The sequence below is a fragment of the Massilia sp. Masssp93 genome (assembly GCF_059491295.1).
The window spans coordinates 5500259-5515192 of record NZ_CP168502.1; the positions used below are offsets into that span (position 1 = coordinate 5500259).

Consider the following 14934-nt stretch of genomic DNA (forward strand, 5'->3'; position numbering starts at 1 on the left):
TTAAATTGCTGCCTTTCACCGGCCGCGCCGATCTGGCAGGCCGTATTCACAAGCCACAAGCGAGAGGACAGGATGAAATTAGGTATGCTGGCGCTGGCCGCGGCCCTGACGGGCACGGCACTCGGCGCGACCGCCGCACCGCGCGGTTTCACGGTCGAAGACCTGGTGACGATGGAGCGGGTCGGCAGCCCGGCGGTGTCGCCGGACGGCGGCCGCGTCGTCTACACGGTGCGCACGACCGATATGGGCAAGAACCGCGGCCATACCGACCTGTATCTGGTCGACCTGAACGCCGCGCATCCGGTGCCGCAACGCCTGACGTCGGATGCCGCCAGCAGCACGGACCCGGAATGGTCCCCGCGCGGCGACGCGATCTATTTCATCTCGTCGCGCTCGGGCTCTGGCCAGGTCTGGCGCGTGCCGGCGCTTGGGGGCGACGCCGTCCGCGTGACTGACCTGCCGCTCGACGTCGACGCCTTCCGCGTCGCGCCGACGGGCGACCGCATCGCCTTGAGCATGGCCGTGTTCCGCGACTGCGCCGACCTCGCCTGCACGAAAGCGCGCGTGGACGCGAAGGAACAGGACAAGGCCAGCGGCAAGATCTACGACCGCCTGTTCGTGCGCCACTGGGACACCTGGTCCGACGGCCGCAACGCCGTGCTGTACTCGGCGCCGCTGGATGCGTCCGGCCGCGTGAACGGTACGCCCGTCAGCCTGTCGGGCTCGCTCGACGGCGACGTGCCGTCGAAGCCGTTCGGCGACCGCGAGGAGTTCCGCTTCAGCCCGGACGGCAAGACCGTCGTCTTTTCGGTGCGCATCGCCGGCAAGACCGAGGCATGGTCGACCAACTTCGACCTGTACACGGTCCCGGCCACGGGCGGCACGCCGCGCAACCTGACGGCCGACAACAAGGCCTGGGACACGAAGGGCGTGTTCTCGCCGGACGGCCGCACCCTCGCCTATCTCGCCATGACCCGCCCCGGCTTCGAGGCGGACCGCTACCACGTCGTGCTGCTCGACCTCGCCACCGGCAAGAAGCGCAACGTGGCCGACAGCTGGGACCGCTCACCGGGCAGCCTCCAGTGGACGGCCGACGGCAGGACGCTCGTCACGGATGCCGACGACGTCGGCCAGCACCGCCTGTTCGCGATCGACGTCGCCAGCGGCAAGGTGACCCCGCTGACCGACAAGGGCGCGATCGGCGGCTACGACGTGCGCGGCAACACCATCGCCTACACCCAGGCGAATCTGGCGTCGGGCGCACAATTGTTCAGCATGAAGCTGGGCACGAACAAGCCGGTGCAACTGACCCATCTGAATGAACAAAAGCTGGCCGACGTGCGCTTCGGCGAGTACGAGCAGTTCTCGTTCAAGGGCGCCAACGGCGACACCGTCCACGGCTACGTGACGAAGCCCTGGAATTACGAGCCGGGCAAGCAATACCCGATCGCCTTCCTCGTCCATGGCGGCCCGCAGGGCAGCTTCGGCAACGCCTGGAGCTACCGCTGGAATCCGCAGGTGTACGCGGGCGCCGGCTACGCCACCGTGTTCATCGATTTCCACGGCTCGACCGGCTACGGCCAGAAATTCACGGACGCCATCAGCGGCGACTGGGGCGGCAAGCCGCTCGACGACCTGAAAAAAGGCCTGGCCGCGGCCGAGGCGAAATATCCCTGGCTGGACCGCTCGCATGCGTGCGCGCTGGGCGCCTCGTATGGCGGCTACATGATGAACTGGATCGAAGGCAACTGGTCCGACGGTTTCAAATGCATCGTCAACCACGACGGCGTGTTCGACACCCGCGGCATGGCCTATTCGACCGAGGAACAATGGTTCACCGACTGGGAAAACGGCGGTCCGTACTTCACCGTGCCGGAAAACCATGAGCGCTTCAACCCGGTGCTGTACGTGAACAAGTGGAAGACGCCGATGCTCGTCGTGCATGGTGGCCGCGACTTCCGCATCCCGATGGCCCAGGGCCTGTCCGCGTTCACCGCGCTGCAACGCCGCGGCATCGAAAGCCGGCTGCTCGTCTTCCCGGACGAGAACCACTGGGTCCTGAAACCCGCCAACTCGCTGCTGTGGCATCACACCGTCATCGGCTGGCTGGACCAGCACCTGAAACAGTAAATCCGCACGGCCCGGCCGAGTGGACCCCGAGAACGCCTGCTCCAGCAGGCGTTTTTTTCATTTCCGAGCTGCCAAAAGATTTTCCCCGGTGCTACTATGGCCGGCTTCGAGGATTGAAAAAACCATGAACGACCCGCAAGCGGAACGCGAGCTCAAGCCCCAGGAATTCGAATTCGAATCGATGAACCTGCAGGTCGGCGTACGCCTGCAATTCATCACGCACCGGCGTCTGAAGCCGGTGCAGCATTTCTCGACGCTGATCGGCTGGCTGAAGGACGACTACCTGATCGTCAAGATCCCGACCGACAACGGCGTGCCGATCCCGCTCGTCGAGGGCGAGCGCCTGACGATGCGCGTGTTTTCCGGCATCCACGTCTGTTCGTTCGCCTGCACGGTCGAGCGCGTTTTCGGCCGGCCAGTGCTGTACGCCCACATCTCGTTCCCGCGCGCGATCCAGGGCACGAGCCTGCGCACGGCCATGCGGGTGAAGGTGGACATTCCCGCCAAGATCATCCCGGCAAACACTGCCGTGCCCGGCGCCGACTGCCTGTTGACGAACCTGAGCGTGAACGGCGCGCGGATCGAATCGAAGAAAAGCCTGCCCCAGGACGAAGACGAAATCGACCTGGAATTCGCCCTGCTGGCCCCGCCCAACAACCAGGAAATCCGCGTGCGCGCGCGCGCGGCCGTGCGCAACATCAGCGCGCTGTCCGGCGGGCGGGAGCAGGCCGAGGGGTTTGCGTATGGCGTGCAGTTCGTGGACCTGGATCCGGTGCACTACACGCTGTTGCAGAATCTGACGTACGAGGCGTTGCTGGCGGATCGGCAGAAGATCGTGTGAGTCCTGACCGTCTCTGCTTTAAAAATAGCCAGTAATCCACAGCCGTGGCCAGTGCTGCCCTTGGTTCGCCGCTTCCTGGGCAGCCGTGAGAGGTTGTTGCTCGTAGCGCGCGACCACGTCCTGCCAAACGCCGGCCACCCCAGCCATGGCGGCCACCACGAGCAACGCACCGCCGACTCGCCCTACGATATTGGGTGCGGCGGGGCATGGGGCCGGCAGAACGGTCTTGTACCACCCGATTGCACAGCCGAGATACAAAGCAATTGCAAGCTGACTCTGTGGCATGACGAACAGGCCGGACACGAGCCCGTCGACCAGGATCGCGACCGCTCCCATCAGCAGAGCCGCGAAAATGGTCTGGTTGGCGACGTCTCCTTCCGCGATCTTGCGGCCGGCGTGCAGAAGTGCACGAAGTGCCAGCACGATCGTTGCGAGCAGACACGCCAGCGCAGGCAGTCCCCATTCGCTGCCGAACTGCATGAGCCAGTCATGCGGATGGGCTCCGATGTGCAGGTCGCCGGCGTCATGGGCAAAATGCATTGGTCCGACGCCGAGCAAAGGATGTTGCGTGATCAAGTCAGCAGCGCGACGCCAGAGGAACATGCGTCCCGATGCGGGATCGTTGGCAGTACGCTCGACCACAAAGGAAATCGCCCGCATCCCCTGTGCCCCGAGGACTGCGGGAACGGCGACCAGCAGTATGAAATACGTCACGAGGCCCAGTGCCGCCGTCAACGCGGCCATCCTGAGGTAAGGAATTGCGGTACGGCGCAGGACAATCGCGATGATGGTGCAGCCCATCGCAATACCGACGAGCGTTCCGCGCCCCGTGGTGGCGATGAGTGCCGTCCACCAATAGATTGTGACGCCCAGCCACAGCGGCCGCAATCGGTCGGTGCGAGCAGTCAGGCAGCACAGCAGCACGAACAGCGGCAGGATCGACGTCTGAACGTGATTGAAAAAGCGGAAATTGCTGAATCCCCACGCAAAGTCGTCGGGCGTCAGTGGATTGCCCAAACAGAAGGCGCTTACATAGGCGACCAAGAAATATACGCTGTACAACACGACGGTCGCGGCGGTTGTTTGCAGGATGAGGCGAAGGGCTACCGGTCCGCGGCGGACGACTTCGTCGCCGACCTGCGTCGCGAGCAGATAAAGGAGGAACAGCGCCGCAACTTCGAACAAGGCGAAACGGGGCGAGAATGCCATCGTGCCGCTGGTGATGCCCAGCGCGAAGAATGTCGCAAGGCAAATGCCGGCAGGGCCTTCGAACAACAGGCGAAGCTTGAGACGGCGCCGGACCAGGACCATGACAGCGCCCACGAGCAGCACGGCGATTTCAAGGATGCGCTGGCGGTCATGTCCGGCCACGACGAGGAAGTTCGCGTACAGGGCTGCGCACAAGAGCACACAGAATGGCATCGTTCGAACGTTGCCCATGGTCCAGTCGCGCGCCTGGCCGGCCTGCATTTCTGTCAGCATGATTTCCTCGTTTGTGAACAGGTTCAAGACCGGGAGCCAAGAAAAAACCCCGCCGTAGCGGGGTTTTCTTCAGCTGGATCGCGATTACGAACCTGCGACGCAACCGGTCGTGCCAGCATATTTCGGATCGACAGTGGTACCGCAGCTCCAGTGGCCGTCGTCACCGCGGGTCACCGTGACGGTGTGGGTATTCACATCCGACGGACCGCCGACGATGGTGCACTGGATGGAGGTGCCGGTGACCGCAAATGCGCTGCAGTTCTTGGTCGCTGCCGGCATTTTGATGTCAGCGACAGCGGCCGGGGTCCCACCGTTGTTCAGCAGGTCATCGAAAGCGGTTTCGCCCGAGGCGATTTCCTGATAAGCCATCGTGAACTTCGACTTGGTCACATAGCTCTGGTAAGCCGGGATAGCGACTGCGGCCAGGATACCGATAATCGCGACAACGATCATCAGTTCGATCAGGGTGAAGCCGGCTTGGGCTTTCTTGACGATTTTCGGTGCTTTCATGATGTCTCTCCAGGTTGGGGGCACTGCAAAATTAAAAGGTATTTCGTATCCAGTACTGCTTGCTTCTGCCCGTTACTATATGCAACTCGCGTGCCAGGTCGTTTCCATAGGAAATCGTTAGCACTGTGCTACCAAATTGTGGGTTTTCGCACATTTTCCGCATTGCCGCATGACAATTTTTGTCATCGTACGTGGCGAAATTTGTCAGCTCGACGGATTTTGTTGAGTCGCGACAAAAATTGTCAGCTTGTCGTGTCAACTTGGCACGAATCGGGATACGGGCCGGATTTACGCCGCTTCGGCTTGACCAAAAAAACTCTACGGCTTCTTGCCCGCTCGGCCTGCTTGACAGCGCCTCGTATCGGATTCTTGTTCATCGGCTCGCGGCTCCGCGCCGCGCTTCCTTCCCACGGTCAGTTACCCTTCCGCAGTTGCGCTTCGCTGTGCTCGCTGTGGTCAGCTCGCAGCGGGATTTGCACCCGCAAGAGTGCGCTCATGCTAGGCGCAAAAAAAACGGGACGCACGAATGCGTCCCGTTTCATCGACTGCGAATCCGGAGGATTACAGCATTGCCTTCAGCAGACGAGCCATTTCCGACGGGTTCTTGGTAACCGTGATACCGCAGGCTTCCATGATTTCCAGCTTGGCTTGCGCGGTGTCGGCACCGCCCGAGATCAGCGCGCCGGCGTGGCCCATGCGCTTGCCCGGCGGCGCGGTGACGCCGGCGATGAAGCCGACGACCGGCTTCTTCATGTTGTCCTTGATCCAGTAAGCGGCGTTCGCCTCGTCCGGACCGCCGATCTCGCCGATCATGATGACGGCGTCCGTGTCCGGATCGTCATTGAACATCTTCATGATGTCGATGTGCTTCAGACCATTGATCGGGTCGCCGCCGATGCCGACAGCCGACGATTGGCCCAGGCCCAGTGCGGTCAGCTGGCCGACGGCTTCGTACGTCAGCGTGCCCGAACGCGACACGACGCCGATGCGGCCCTTCTTGTGGATGTGACCCGGCATGATGCCGATCTTGATCTCGTCCGGGGTGATCAGGCCCGGGCAGTTCGGGCCCAGCAGCAGGGTCTTCGAACCGGCCTTGGCCATGCGGTCCTTGACTTCCATCATGTCACGGACGGGGATGCCCTCGGTGATGCAGATGGCCAGGTCCAGCTCGGCTTCCACGGCTTCCCAGATGGCGGCGGCAGCGCCTGCCGGCGGGACATAGATCACGGAGACGTTCGCGCCCGTGTTCTGCTTGGCTTCCTTGACGCTCGCGAAGATGGGGATACCCTCGAAGTCCTCACCGGCTTTCTTCGGGTTCACGCCTGCGACGAAGGCTTCACGGCCGTTCGCGTAGTCGCGGCACATGCGCGTGTGGAATTGACCGGTCTTGCCGGTGATACCTTGGGTGATGACTTTGGTGTCTTTGTTAATCAGAATCGACATTTTATTTCCTTCGCGAATTAAGCTTGGCCAGCTGCAGCGGCAACGACTTGCTTCGCTGCGTCTTCCATGGTGTCAGCCGAGATGATCGGCAGGCCGGAATCGGCCAGCATCTTCTTGCCCAGGTCTTCGTTGGTGCCCTTCATGCGCACGACCAGCGGCACTTGCAGCGACACGGCCTTCGAAGCGGTGATCACGCCTTCGGCGATCACGTCGCAGCGCATGATGCCGCCGAAGATGTTGACCAGGATGGCTTTCAGGCCCGGGTTCTTCAGCATGATCTTGAAGGCTTCCGTGACCTTCTCGGCGGTTGCGCCGCCGCCGACGTCCAGGAAGTTGGCCGGCTCGCCGCCGAACAGCTTGATGGTGTCCATGGTGGCCATGGCCAGGCCGGCGCCGTTCACGAGGCAGCCGATGTTGCCGTCCAGCGAAATGTAGGCCAGGTCGAATTTCGAAGCTTCGACTTCAGCCGGATCTTCTTCGTCCAGGTCGCGGTAGGCGACGATTTCCGGATGACGGAACAGGGCGTTCGAGTCGAAGTTGAACTTGGCGTCCAGGGCGATGACCTTGCCGTCGCCGGTCAGGATCAGCGGGTTGATTTCGGCCAGCGATGCGTCGGTGTCCCAGTAGGCTTTGTACAGGCCTTGCAGGTTCGCGCGCGCGGCGGGGATCGAGGCTTCCGGCACGCCGATCTTGGCGGCGATGCTGTCAGCGTCGGCATCAAGCAGGCCGACGGCCGGATCGATGGCGATGGTGTGGATCTTTTCCGGGTTGCTGTGCGCGACTTCTTCGATGTCCATGCCGCCTTCCGACGAGGCCATCAGCACGACGCGCTGGGTGACGCGGTCGGTGACCAGGGACACGTACAGTTCTTTCTTGATGTCGGCGCCTTCTTCGATCAGCAGGCGGCGGACTTTCTGGCCCTCCGGACCGGTCTGGTGGGTGATCAGCTGCATGCCCAGGATCTGGTTCGCGTATTCGCGCACTTGTTCCAGCGACTTGGCGACTTTCACGCCGCCGCCCTTGCCGCGGCCGCCAGCATGGATCTGGGCCTTGACCACCCAGACCGGACCGCCCAGCTCTTCAGCTGCCTTGACAGCCTCGTCGACCGACAGGCATGGAATGCCGCGCGGAACGGTCACTCCGAATTTTCGGAGGATCTCTTTGCCCTGATACTCATGGATTTTCATGCTGGCTTCCCTTCTTCTGTTACTGATGTAGTTTAGAAATGCGAATGGATAAATAAAGCGACAGATCCGGAGTCTACTCCGGACGACACTACCCCGGCACCGCCTTGAGCGACCAGCGCGGATAGTACGTTTCGACGGCGGGGCCATCGAGGCGCAGCGCGTGGCAGCGGTCCAGTTCGTAAGGCCGCTCGGTCGAGGCATCGACCGAACGGTTGGCCATCGCGTCGTCGGCGAAGGCCTGGATTGCCGCGGTGGGCAGGACTTGCGCGAGTTCGGTCAGGTGGGTGCAGCCGAGTACCCCGGACAAGCGGTCCTTCAGATGCAATCGGAAATGTTTCAGCAGCGACAAGCCAATCAGCTTTTTATAAGCAGGAGCGATGGTGTCGCAGAAACCAGGATAGGGTACGGCATCGGACGCCGCTTCGGCGTCGACGATGGTCATGTCGCGGTCGATGGTCACGCGCAGCTTGAGTTCGTGCACCGGCAAGCCGGCCGGGCGAGGACCGGAAGGCAGGGCAATGTCGTGCGTCTTGGTGTCGCGGATGCAGGCGTCGAGGTCCCACAGGCCATCATCGCGCGCGAACACGTCGACAGTGATGGCGCGCGTGTGCCGAGGCTTACGCGGAGCGGGTGGAGACAGGGGCATAAACACCAATGCCGGAATGCGGCGAAAAAATTTGCAGCCGTTGTGCCTGATGCACGTTGCCGCAGCTTCTACGGCAACAACCGCTCTTGCGGCGCTGCTTAAACCATGAAAGTTTAGCACAGGGTGCCGGGCTGTGCACCGTCTCCCCGGTTACAGAAGGGTTTTTGCAGGGAAGATAATGGAAGATGTTGCGAAGTTGTGATGCCGAAAGCGCAAGCTTATCAGTCATAAACCGGACGACAGTCCGTCATTCACAACGGTGAGATGAGGTCAAAAATCGTCTTCGTCGTCACGACCCTGCAGCGCGGCACGCACCGCACTTTGGGAAAAACCACGTTGCAGCAGGAAGCGCATCTGTTTGCTGCGTTCTTCGGCATCCTGCGGGACCGTGCCGAACTTGCGGCGCCAGACTTCCCTGGCCCGTTTGACTTCGGTGTCCTTGAGCCCGGACTTGAGCTCGTCGAACGCGTCGCCGTTGACGCCATGCTGCTGGAGTTCGGCGAGCACCCGCGCGTTGCCGTAGCGGCCGGCGCGCCGGTTCACCAGCGATTCCGCGAAACGCTCCTGCGACAGCCAGTTGTTCTTTTCGAGGAAATCGAGGAGGGCTTCGACGTCGTCGCCCTCCTCGGCATAGCGGGACAATTTACGACCCAGCTCGAGCCGGCTGTGCTCGCGCGTCGACAGATACTTCAACGCGCGGGCCTTGAGGCTCAGCTGCTGGCGCACCATCAAGGACGATTACTCGTCGCCGACGGATGCCAGTTGGGCGGCATCGCCACCGGCCGGGACCGGCCCCAGTTCGCGCACGCCGAGGGCGGCGCGAACCTTGTTCTCGATCTCGCGCGCCAGTGCCGGACGTTCCTTCAGGTAGATGCGGGCATTGTCCTTGCCTTGGCCGATGCGTTCGCCACCATAGCTGTACCACGAACCCGACTTCTCGACGATCTTGTTGTCCACGCCCAGGTCGATGATCTCGCCTTCCCGCGACGTGCCTTCGCCATACAGGATGTCGAAGTGCGCTTCCTTGAACGGCGGCGCGATCTTGTTCTTGACGACCTTGACCTTGGTTTCGTTACCGATCACCTCGTCACCCGTCTTGATCGAGCCGGTACGGCGGATGTCCAGGCGCACGGAGGCGTAGAACTTCAGCGCGTTACCGCCAGTCGTCGTTTCCGGGCTGCCGAACATGACGCCGATCTTCATGCGGATCTGGTTAATGAAAATGACCAGGGTATTCGTACGGTTGATCGACCCGGTCAGCTTGCGCAGTGCCTGGGACATCAGGCGGGCTTGCAGGCCCGGCAGCGAATCGCCCATGTCGCCCTCGATCTCGGCGCGCGGCGTCAGCGCCGCCACCGAGTCGATGACCACCATGTCGACGCTGCCCGAACGCACGAGGGCGTCCGTGATTTCCAGCGCCTGTTCACCCGTGTCCGGCTGCGAGATCAGCAGCTCGTCCAGCTTGATGCCCAGCTTTTGCGCATAGGTCACGTCGAGCGCGTGCTCGGCGTCGATGAACGCGCAGGTACCGCCCAGCTTCTGCATCTGGGCGATGGTCTGCAGGGTCAGCGTCGTCTTGCCCGACGATTCCGGACCGTAGATCTCGACGATACGGCCACGCGGCAGGCCGCCGACGCCGAGTGCGATGTCCAGGCCCAGGGAGCCGGTCGATACAGTCTGCACTTCCTCGACGGGCGCATTGGCATCCATGCGCATCACCGAGCCTTTGCCGAACTGCTTCTCGATTTGCGCCAGTGCTGCGGCCAGCGCCTTGCCCTTCTCGGCAGCATTTACTACAGATTTCTTATCGTCCATAACTTTCTTTCTGTCCTAGAGTGAACCAAGGTGTGGGCCGCTCGCGCGAATTCAATAGGAAGTACTGTATAAAAATCCAGTGGTCTTGGCAAGCGTTATTTACAGTCGTGTGACAATCCGTTGACCGATTCGACTTGGCGCGCGTTATCCAACACAATATACGAAATAGCAAAGTCCAAAGCCAAAACCCGGGAGAAGTGTGATGCGTATTCTACTTGCCGAAGATGACAGCGTGCTCGCCGACGGATTGACGCGCTCGCTGCGCCAGTCCGGCTACGCGATCGATTGCGTGAAGAACGGCCAGGATGCGGACACCGCGCTGTCGACCCAGGAGTTCGACCTCCTGATCCTCGACCTCGGCCTGCCCCGGCTGTCCGGCCTGGACGTGCTGCGCCGCCTGCGCGCGCGCGGCTCGCTCCTGCCCGTGCTGATCCTCACGGCGGCCGATTCCATCGAGCAGCGCGTGGGCGGCCTCGACGCCGGTGCCGACGACTATATGCCGAAACCGTTCGCCCTGTCGGAACTGGAAGCGCGCGTGCGCGCCCTCACCCGCCGCGGCCAGGGCGGCGGCTCCACCGTGATCCGCCACGGCCCGCTCGTGTACGACCAGGTCGGCCGCAGCGCCTACATCAACGACCAGATGCTCGACCTGTCGGCGCGCGAGCTGGGCCTGCTGGAAATCCTGCTGGCGCGCACCGGCCGCCTCGTGTCGAAGGAACAGCTCGTCGACCACCTGTGCGAATGGGGCGAGGAAGTGTCGAACAACGCCATCGAAGTCTATGTGCACCGCCTGCGCAAGAAGATCGAGACGGGCGGCATCCGCATCGCCACCGTGCGCGGCCTGGGCTACTGCCTCGAGCGGTATTCCGACAGTCCCCGCGACGGCGCCCGCAAGAGCGCCGAAGCGGCCAGCGGCCACAAGTGAAACGGTTCAAGCGGCGCGCGGCCGGGCCGGCGCCGCGCGCCGTCGCGCAACAGTTCGAGCCGCCGCTCGAGCCGCTGTATGTCCCGCCCAGGCCCGAGTCGGAAGAAAGCATCCAGCACTCGCTGTTCGGCGAAATCCTCGACTGGATGCTGGCCCCGCTGCTGTTGCTGTGGCCGATGAGCATCGCGATCACGTACCTGGTCGCGAAGTCGATCGCGAACCAGCCGTTCGACCATGCGCTGGAAGACAGCGTCACGGTGCTCGCGCAGCAGGTCAAGGAAGTGGACGGCAAGGTGGTCGCCCACCTGCCCGGCACCGCGCGCGACATCCTGCGCGCCGACGACGTCGACAGCGTGTATTTCCAGATCAGCGGCCCGCGCGGCGAGATCGTCGACGGCGACCGCGACCTGCCGCTGGCCCCCGCCGACGACGCCGAGCGCAGCGGCCGCGTGCACTTCCGCACCGAGAGCATGCACGGCGCGCCGGTGCGCATCGCCTATGCCTGGGTCAACCTGCAGCCGCTGCTGGACGCGTCCGAGGAGCCGCGCCTGGCCCTCGTACAGGTCGCGGAAACGCTGGAAAAACGGGCGCAGCTGGCCAACGAGATCATCAAGGGCGTGATCCTGCCCCAGTTCATCATCCTGCCCGTGATCCTGGCCCTCGTCTGGTTCGCCCTGTCGCGCGGGCTGTCGCCGCTCGCGCAGCTGCAGGAACGCATCCGCGCGCGCCTGCCGGACGATCTGTCGCCGATCGATTCGCGCCAGGTGCCGGAAGAGATCTCGCCGCTCGTGGGGTCGCTGAACGACATGCTGGCGCGCCTCGCGCACACGATCGCCGCCCAGAAGCGTTTCATTGCCGACGCCGCGCACCAGATGAAGACGCCGCTGGCGGGCATGCGCATGCAGTCGGAGCTGGCGCTGCGCCAGGTCGACCCGAACGAGATCCACCGTTCGCTCGAACAGCTGGCCAAGAGTTCGGAATCCGCCACGCGCCTCGTCAACCAGCTGCTGGCGCTGGCGCGCGCCGAGAACCAGCCGCATGCGGGCCTCGCGCTGGAACCGCTCGATCTTGCCGCCCTGGCCCGCGACGTCGTGCAGGACTGGGTGCAGGCCTCGTTCGCGCACGAGATCGACCTCGGCTACGAGGTCATCGGCGACCCGCCGGAAATCGGCGGCAGCGCCATGATGCTGCGCGAGCTGCTGTCGAACCTGATCGACAACGCGCTGCGCTACACGCCGGCCGGCGGCAGCGTCACCGTGCGCGTGCGCGGCACCAATCTCGGCCACGGCAGCCAGTCGCTGCTCGAAGTGGAGGACACCGGTCCCGGCATCGCGCCGTCCGAGCGCCACCGCGTGTTCGAGCGTTTCTACCGCATCCTCGGCTCCAGCGTGCCCGGCTCCGGCCTGGGCCTCGCCATCGTGCGCGAGATCGCGCAGCAGCACGGGGCCGAGATCGAGATCTTCAACAACCCGCGCAGCACGCACAAGAAATTCCCGGGCAGCCTGTTCCGGCTGACCTTCCCGCCCACCGTCACGCCTGTCCCCGATGCCGACCGAGACCGTCCCTTCCTCTGACCCCGACCGCAAGCGCGCGCGCATCGTCGCCGCCCGCGCCGCGCACTGGGCGCGCGCGCGCCGCCTGATCGCGCTGCTGCTGGCGCTGTGGCTCGCCACGAGTTTCGGCACCGTGTTTTTCGCGCGCGACCTCGCGCACATGTCCGTGTTCGGCTGGCCGCTGTCGTTCTACCTCGCCGCGCAGGGCGCGTCGCTGATCTACCTCGCCATCATCGGCGCGTACGCCTGGCGCATGCGCATCCTCGACCGCGATTTCGCGCGCATGCTGCAGGAGCGTCCATGACCGGCGCCGCGCCATCGGCCGCGGCCGCGCCACCCGCAAAAGCGCGCAGCTATTTCCGCCGCCTGGCCCGCTACTACCTGTGGTTCACGCTCTGCTTCGGGCTGTTCCTCGGGGCGCTGGCGATCCTGGAAAACGAGGGCATGCCGCGCCAGTGGATCGGCCACCTGTACATGTTCGCCACCATCGTGCTGTACGCGATCATCGGCGTCGTCAGCCGCACGTCGAACGTGTCCGAATACTACGTGGCGGGACGGCGCGTGCCGGCACTGTTCAACGGCATGGCGACGGCGGCCGACTGGATCTCCGCGGCCAGCTTCATCAGCCTGGCCGGCACGCTGTACCTGCACGGCTTCGACGCCCTCGCCTACGTGATGGGCTGGACCGGCGGCTACTGCCTCGTCGCGCTGCTGATCGCGCCCTACCTGCGCCGCTTCGCCCAGTACACGATTCCCGATTTCCTCGCGGCGCGCTATGGCGGCGACACCGGCACGCGGCGCGGCAACGTGGTGCGCGCGCTCGCGGTCGGCGCCACCATCGTCGTCTCGTTCACGTACGTCGTCGCGCAGATCTACGCGGTGGGCCTGATCGCGTCGCGCTTCACGGGCGTCGATTTCTCGGTCGGCATCTTCCTCGGTCTCGCCAGCATCCTCGTGTGCTCGTTCCTGGGCGGGATGCGCGCGATCACGTGGACGCAGGTGGCGCAGTACATCATCATCCTCGTCGCCTTTTTGATCCCGACGATCTGGCTGTCCGTGAAATTCGCGGGCAACCCCGTGCCGCAGGTGGCGTACGGCTCCGTGCTGCCCAAGCTGGCCAAGCGCGAGGCCCAGCTGGCGCTCGACCCGCGCGAAGCCGAGGTGCGCCACGCTTTTCGTGCCCGTGCCGACGACTACGAGGCACGCCTGGCCGGCCTGCCGCATTCCTGGGAAGCCGGCAAGATCGACGCGCAGCACCGGCTGGACAAGGCGCGCAGCCACAGCGCGTCGCTGGGCGAAGTGCGCACCGCCGAGCGCGAGCTGCTGGACTATCCGCGCACGGCGGAGGAAGCCGCGCACGTGTGGAGCGAACAGCGCGCCGCCAACCTGGCGCGCGCCCAGCCGCCCGAGCCGCACGCGGAACCGTTCCCGGGCAAGACGCGCCAGGAATCCGACATCCGCCGCAACAACTTCCTCGCGCTCGTGTTCTGCCTGATGTTCGGCACGGCCGCGCTGCCCCACATCCTGATGCGGGCCTACACCACGCCGTCCGTGCACGAGACGCGCGTGTCGGTGTTCTGGACGCTGTTCTTCATCCTGCTGATCTACCTGACGATGCCGGCGCTGGCGGTGCTCGCCAAGTACGACATCTACACGGCCCTCGTCGGCACTGGCTACGACGCGCTGCCGACCTGGGTCTCGTACTGGGCCAACGTCGACAAGGCGAACCCGTTGATCAGCATCGTCGACGTCAACCACGACGGCATCGTGCAGCTGGCCGAGATCGCGATCGACGGCGACATGCTGACCCTGGCCACGCCCGAAATCGGCGGCCTGCCGTACGTGATTTCCGGCCTGGTCGCGGCCGGCGGGCTGGCGGCGGCGCTGTCCACGGCGGACGGGCTGCTGCTGGCGATCTCGAACGCGCTGTCGCACGACATCTACTTCAAGATCGTCGACCCGGGCGCCTCCACGCAGAAGCGCGTGACGATCTCCAAGCTGCTGCTGCTCGCCGTCGCCTTCATCGCGGCCTATGTCGCGTCGCAGAAGCCGGCGGACATCCTGTCGCTCGTCGGCGCCGCGTTCTCGCTGGCCGGGTCGACCATGTTCCCGGCGCTGGTCGCGGGCGTCTTCTGGAAACGGGCCAATTTCGCGGGCGCGATCGCGGGCATGGCGACCGGTTTCATCGTGTGCACCTACTACATGCTGCACACGAACCCGATGCTGGGCGGGAGCCTGGATGCCGTCTGGTTTCACATCGCGCCCATCTCGGCGGGCGTGTTCGGCGTGCCGGCCGGGGCGCTGGCGCTCGTCGCGGTGAGCCTGGCGACAAGGCCGCCGCCGCGCGAAAGCGGTGGGCTCGTGGACCATATCCGGGCGCCCGAGTAGCGCGCCCGGCCGGC

General features: G+C 64.3%; 13 protein-coding genes. 6 read left to right on the plus strand and 7 right to left on the minus strand.

Going from position 1 to position 14934, the window contains the following annotated elements; all coding sequences use genetic code 11:
• Positions 1-84 precede the first annotated feature (84 nt).
• Both ACEN9Q_RS22875 and ACEN9Q_RS22880 read left to right on the plus strand, forming a co-directional pair.
• Positions 85-2130: a S9 family peptidase gene (locus tag ACEN9Q_RS22875; RefSeq protein ID WP_495628984.1), complete on the plus strand. Its 2046-nt coding sequence runs from the start codon at positions 85-87 to the stop codon at positions 2128-2130.
• A 124-nt stretch (positions 2131-2254) separates the two neighbouring features.
• On the plus strand, positions 2255-2971 hold the full coding sequence (locus ACEN9Q_RS22880) for a flagellar brake protein (protein ID WP_056447145.1): 717 nt from the start codon (positions 2255-2257) through the stop codon (positions 2969-2971).
• Positions 2972-2989: 18 nt separating this feature from the next.
• On the opposite strand, the gene ACEN9Q_RS22885 is transcribed toward ACEN9Q_RS22880, so the two are convergent.
• The 7 genes from ACEN9Q_RS22885 to recA form a co-directional block, all read right to left on the minus strand.
• Positions 2990-4453 carry an O-antigen ligase family protein gene (locus tag ACEN9Q_RS22885; protein ID WP_495626145.1) on the minus strand — a complete coding sequence of 488 codons (1464 nt, stop codon included), beginning with the start codon at positions 4451-4453 and terminating at the stop codon, positions 2990-2992.
• Between the two features lie 84 nt (positions 4454-4537).
• On the minus strand, positions 4538-4963 hold the full coding sequence (locus ACEN9Q_RS22890) for a pilin (RefSeq protein ID WP_495626146.1): 426 nt from the start codon (positions 4961-4963) through the stop codon (positions 4538-4540).
• 561 nt (positions 4964-5524) lie between these two features.
• Positions 5525-6406 (minus strand): succinate--CoA ligase subunit alpha, encoded by an 882-nt coding sequence (gene sucD, locus ACEN9Q_RS22895; protein WP_056447154.1) that lies wholly within the window; start codon positions 6404-6406, stop codon positions 5525-5527.
• Between the two features lie 17 nt (positions 6407-6423).
• Complete coding sequence (gene sucC / locus ACEN9Q_RS22900; protein WP_495626147.1) at positions 6424-7593, minus strand: ADP-forming succinate--CoA ligase subunit beta; 1170 nt, start codon at positions 7591-7593, stop codon at positions 6424-6426.
• A gap of 88 nt (positions 7594-7681) precedes the next feature.
• The gene (locus tag ACEN9Q_RS22905) at positions 7682-8239 is read right to left on the minus strand and encodes a DUF2889 domain-containing protein (protein WP_056447160.1); all 558 of its coding nucleotides are present in this window, start codon (positions 8237-8239) and stop codon (positions 7682-7684) included.
• 270 nt (positions 8240-8509) lie between these two features.
• Positions 8510-8968, minus strand: a complete 459-nt coding sequence (gene recX / locus ACEN9Q_RS22910) for a recombination regulator RecX (RefSeq protein WP_495628985.1) — start codon at positions 8966-8968, stop codon at positions 8510-8512.
• A gap of 9 nt (positions 8969-8977) precedes the next feature.
• The gene (gene recA, locus ACEN9Q_RS22915) at positions 8978-10054 is read right to left on the minus strand and encodes a recombinase RecA (protein WP_056447166.1); all 1077 of its coding nucleotides are present in this window, start codon (positions 10052-10054) and stop codon (positions 8978-8980) included.
• Positions 10055-10256: 202 nt separating this feature from the next.
• On the opposite strand from recA, the gene ACEN9Q_RS22920 reads away from it, so the two are divergent.
• Genes ACEN9Q_RS22920 through ACEN9Q_RS22935 form a run of 4 tightly spaced genes read left to right on the plus strand, consistent with a single transcriptional unit; the run spans position 10257 to position 14920 of the window.
• Positions 10257-10979 (plus strand): response regulator, encoded by a 723-nt coding sequence (locus ACEN9Q_RS22920; RefSeq protein ID WP_056447169.1) that lies wholly within the window; start codon positions 10257-10259, stop codon positions 10977-10979.
• The gene (locus tag ACEN9Q_RS22925) at positions 10976-12553 is read left to right on the plus strand and encodes a sensor histidine kinase (protein ID WP_495626148.1); all 1578 of its coding nucleotides are present in this window, start codon (positions 10976-10978) and stop codon (positions 12551-12553) included. Before ACEN9Q_RS22920 ends, ACEN9Q_RS22925 begins: the two co-directional genes overlap by 4 nt.
• Positions 12525-12836 carry a DUF4212 domain-containing protein gene (locus tag ACEN9Q_RS22930; protein ID WP_495626149.1) on the plus strand — a complete coding sequence of 104 codons (312 nt, stop codon included), beginning with the start codon at positions 12525-12527 and terminating at the stop codon, positions 12834-12836. Before ACEN9Q_RS22925 ends, ACEN9Q_RS22930 begins: the two co-directional genes overlap by 29 nt.
• Positions 12833-14920 carry a sodium:solute symporter family protein gene (locus tag ACEN9Q_RS22935; RefSeq protein WP_495626150.1) on the plus strand — a complete coding sequence of 696 codons (2088 nt, stop codon included), beginning with the start codon at positions 12833-12835 and terminating at the stop codon, positions 14918-14920. The genes ACEN9Q_RS22930 and ACEN9Q_RS22935 overlap by 4 nt, the downstream gene beginning before the upstream one ends.
• Positions 14921-14934 lie beyond the last annotated feature (14 nt).

Bases quoted from the DNA above. Each gene is read 5' to 3' on its own strand.
- ACEN9Q_RS22875 (WP_495628984.1), top strand. From the start codon at position 85: ATGCTGGCGCTGGCCGCGGCCCTGACGGGCACGGCACTCGGCGCGACC.
- ACEN9Q_RS22880 (WP_056447145.1), top strand. From the start codon at position 2,255: ATGAACGACCCGCAAGCGGAACGCGAGCTCAAGCCCCAGGAATTCGAA.
- ACEN9Q_RS22885 (WP_495626145.1), bottom strand. From the start codon at position 4,453: ATGCTGACAGAAATGCAGGCCGGCCAGGCGCGCGACTGGACCATGGGC.
- ACEN9Q_RS22890 (WP_495626146.1), bottom strand. From the start codon at position 4,963: ATGAAAGCACCGAAAATCGTCAAGAAAGCCCAAGCCGGCTTCACCCTG.
- sucD (WP_056447154.1), bottom strand. From the start codon at position 6,406: ATGTCGATTCTGATTAACAAAGACACCAAAGTCATCACCCAAGGTATC.
- sucC (WP_495626147.1), bottom strand. From the start codon at position 7,593: ATGAAAATCCATGAGTATCAGGGCAAAGAGATCCTCCGAAAATTCGGA.
- ACEN9Q_RS22905 (WP_056447160.1), bottom strand. From the start codon at position 8,239: ATGCCCCTGTCTCCACCCGCTCCGCGTAAGCCTCGGCACACGCGCGCC.
- recX (WP_495628985.1), bottom strand. From the start codon at position 8,968: ATGGTGCGCCAGCAGCTGAGCCTCAAGGCCCGCGCGTTGAAGTATCTG.
- recA (WP_056447166.1), bottom strand. From the start codon at position 10,054: ATGGACGATAAGAAATCTGTAGTAAATGCTGCCGAGAAGGGCAAGGCG.
- ACEN9Q_RS22920 (WP_056447169.1), top strand. From the start codon at position 10,257: ATGCGTATTCTACTTGCCGAAGATGACAGCGTGCTCGCCGACGGATTG.
- ACEN9Q_RS22930 (WP_495626149.1), top strand. From the start codon at position 12,525: ATGCCGACCGAGACCGTCCCTTCCTCTGACCCCGACCGCAAGCGCGCG.
- ACEN9Q_RS22935 (WP_495626150.1), top strand. From the start codon at position 12,833: ATGACCGGCGCCGCGCCATCGGCCGCGGCCGCGCCACCCGCAAAAGCG.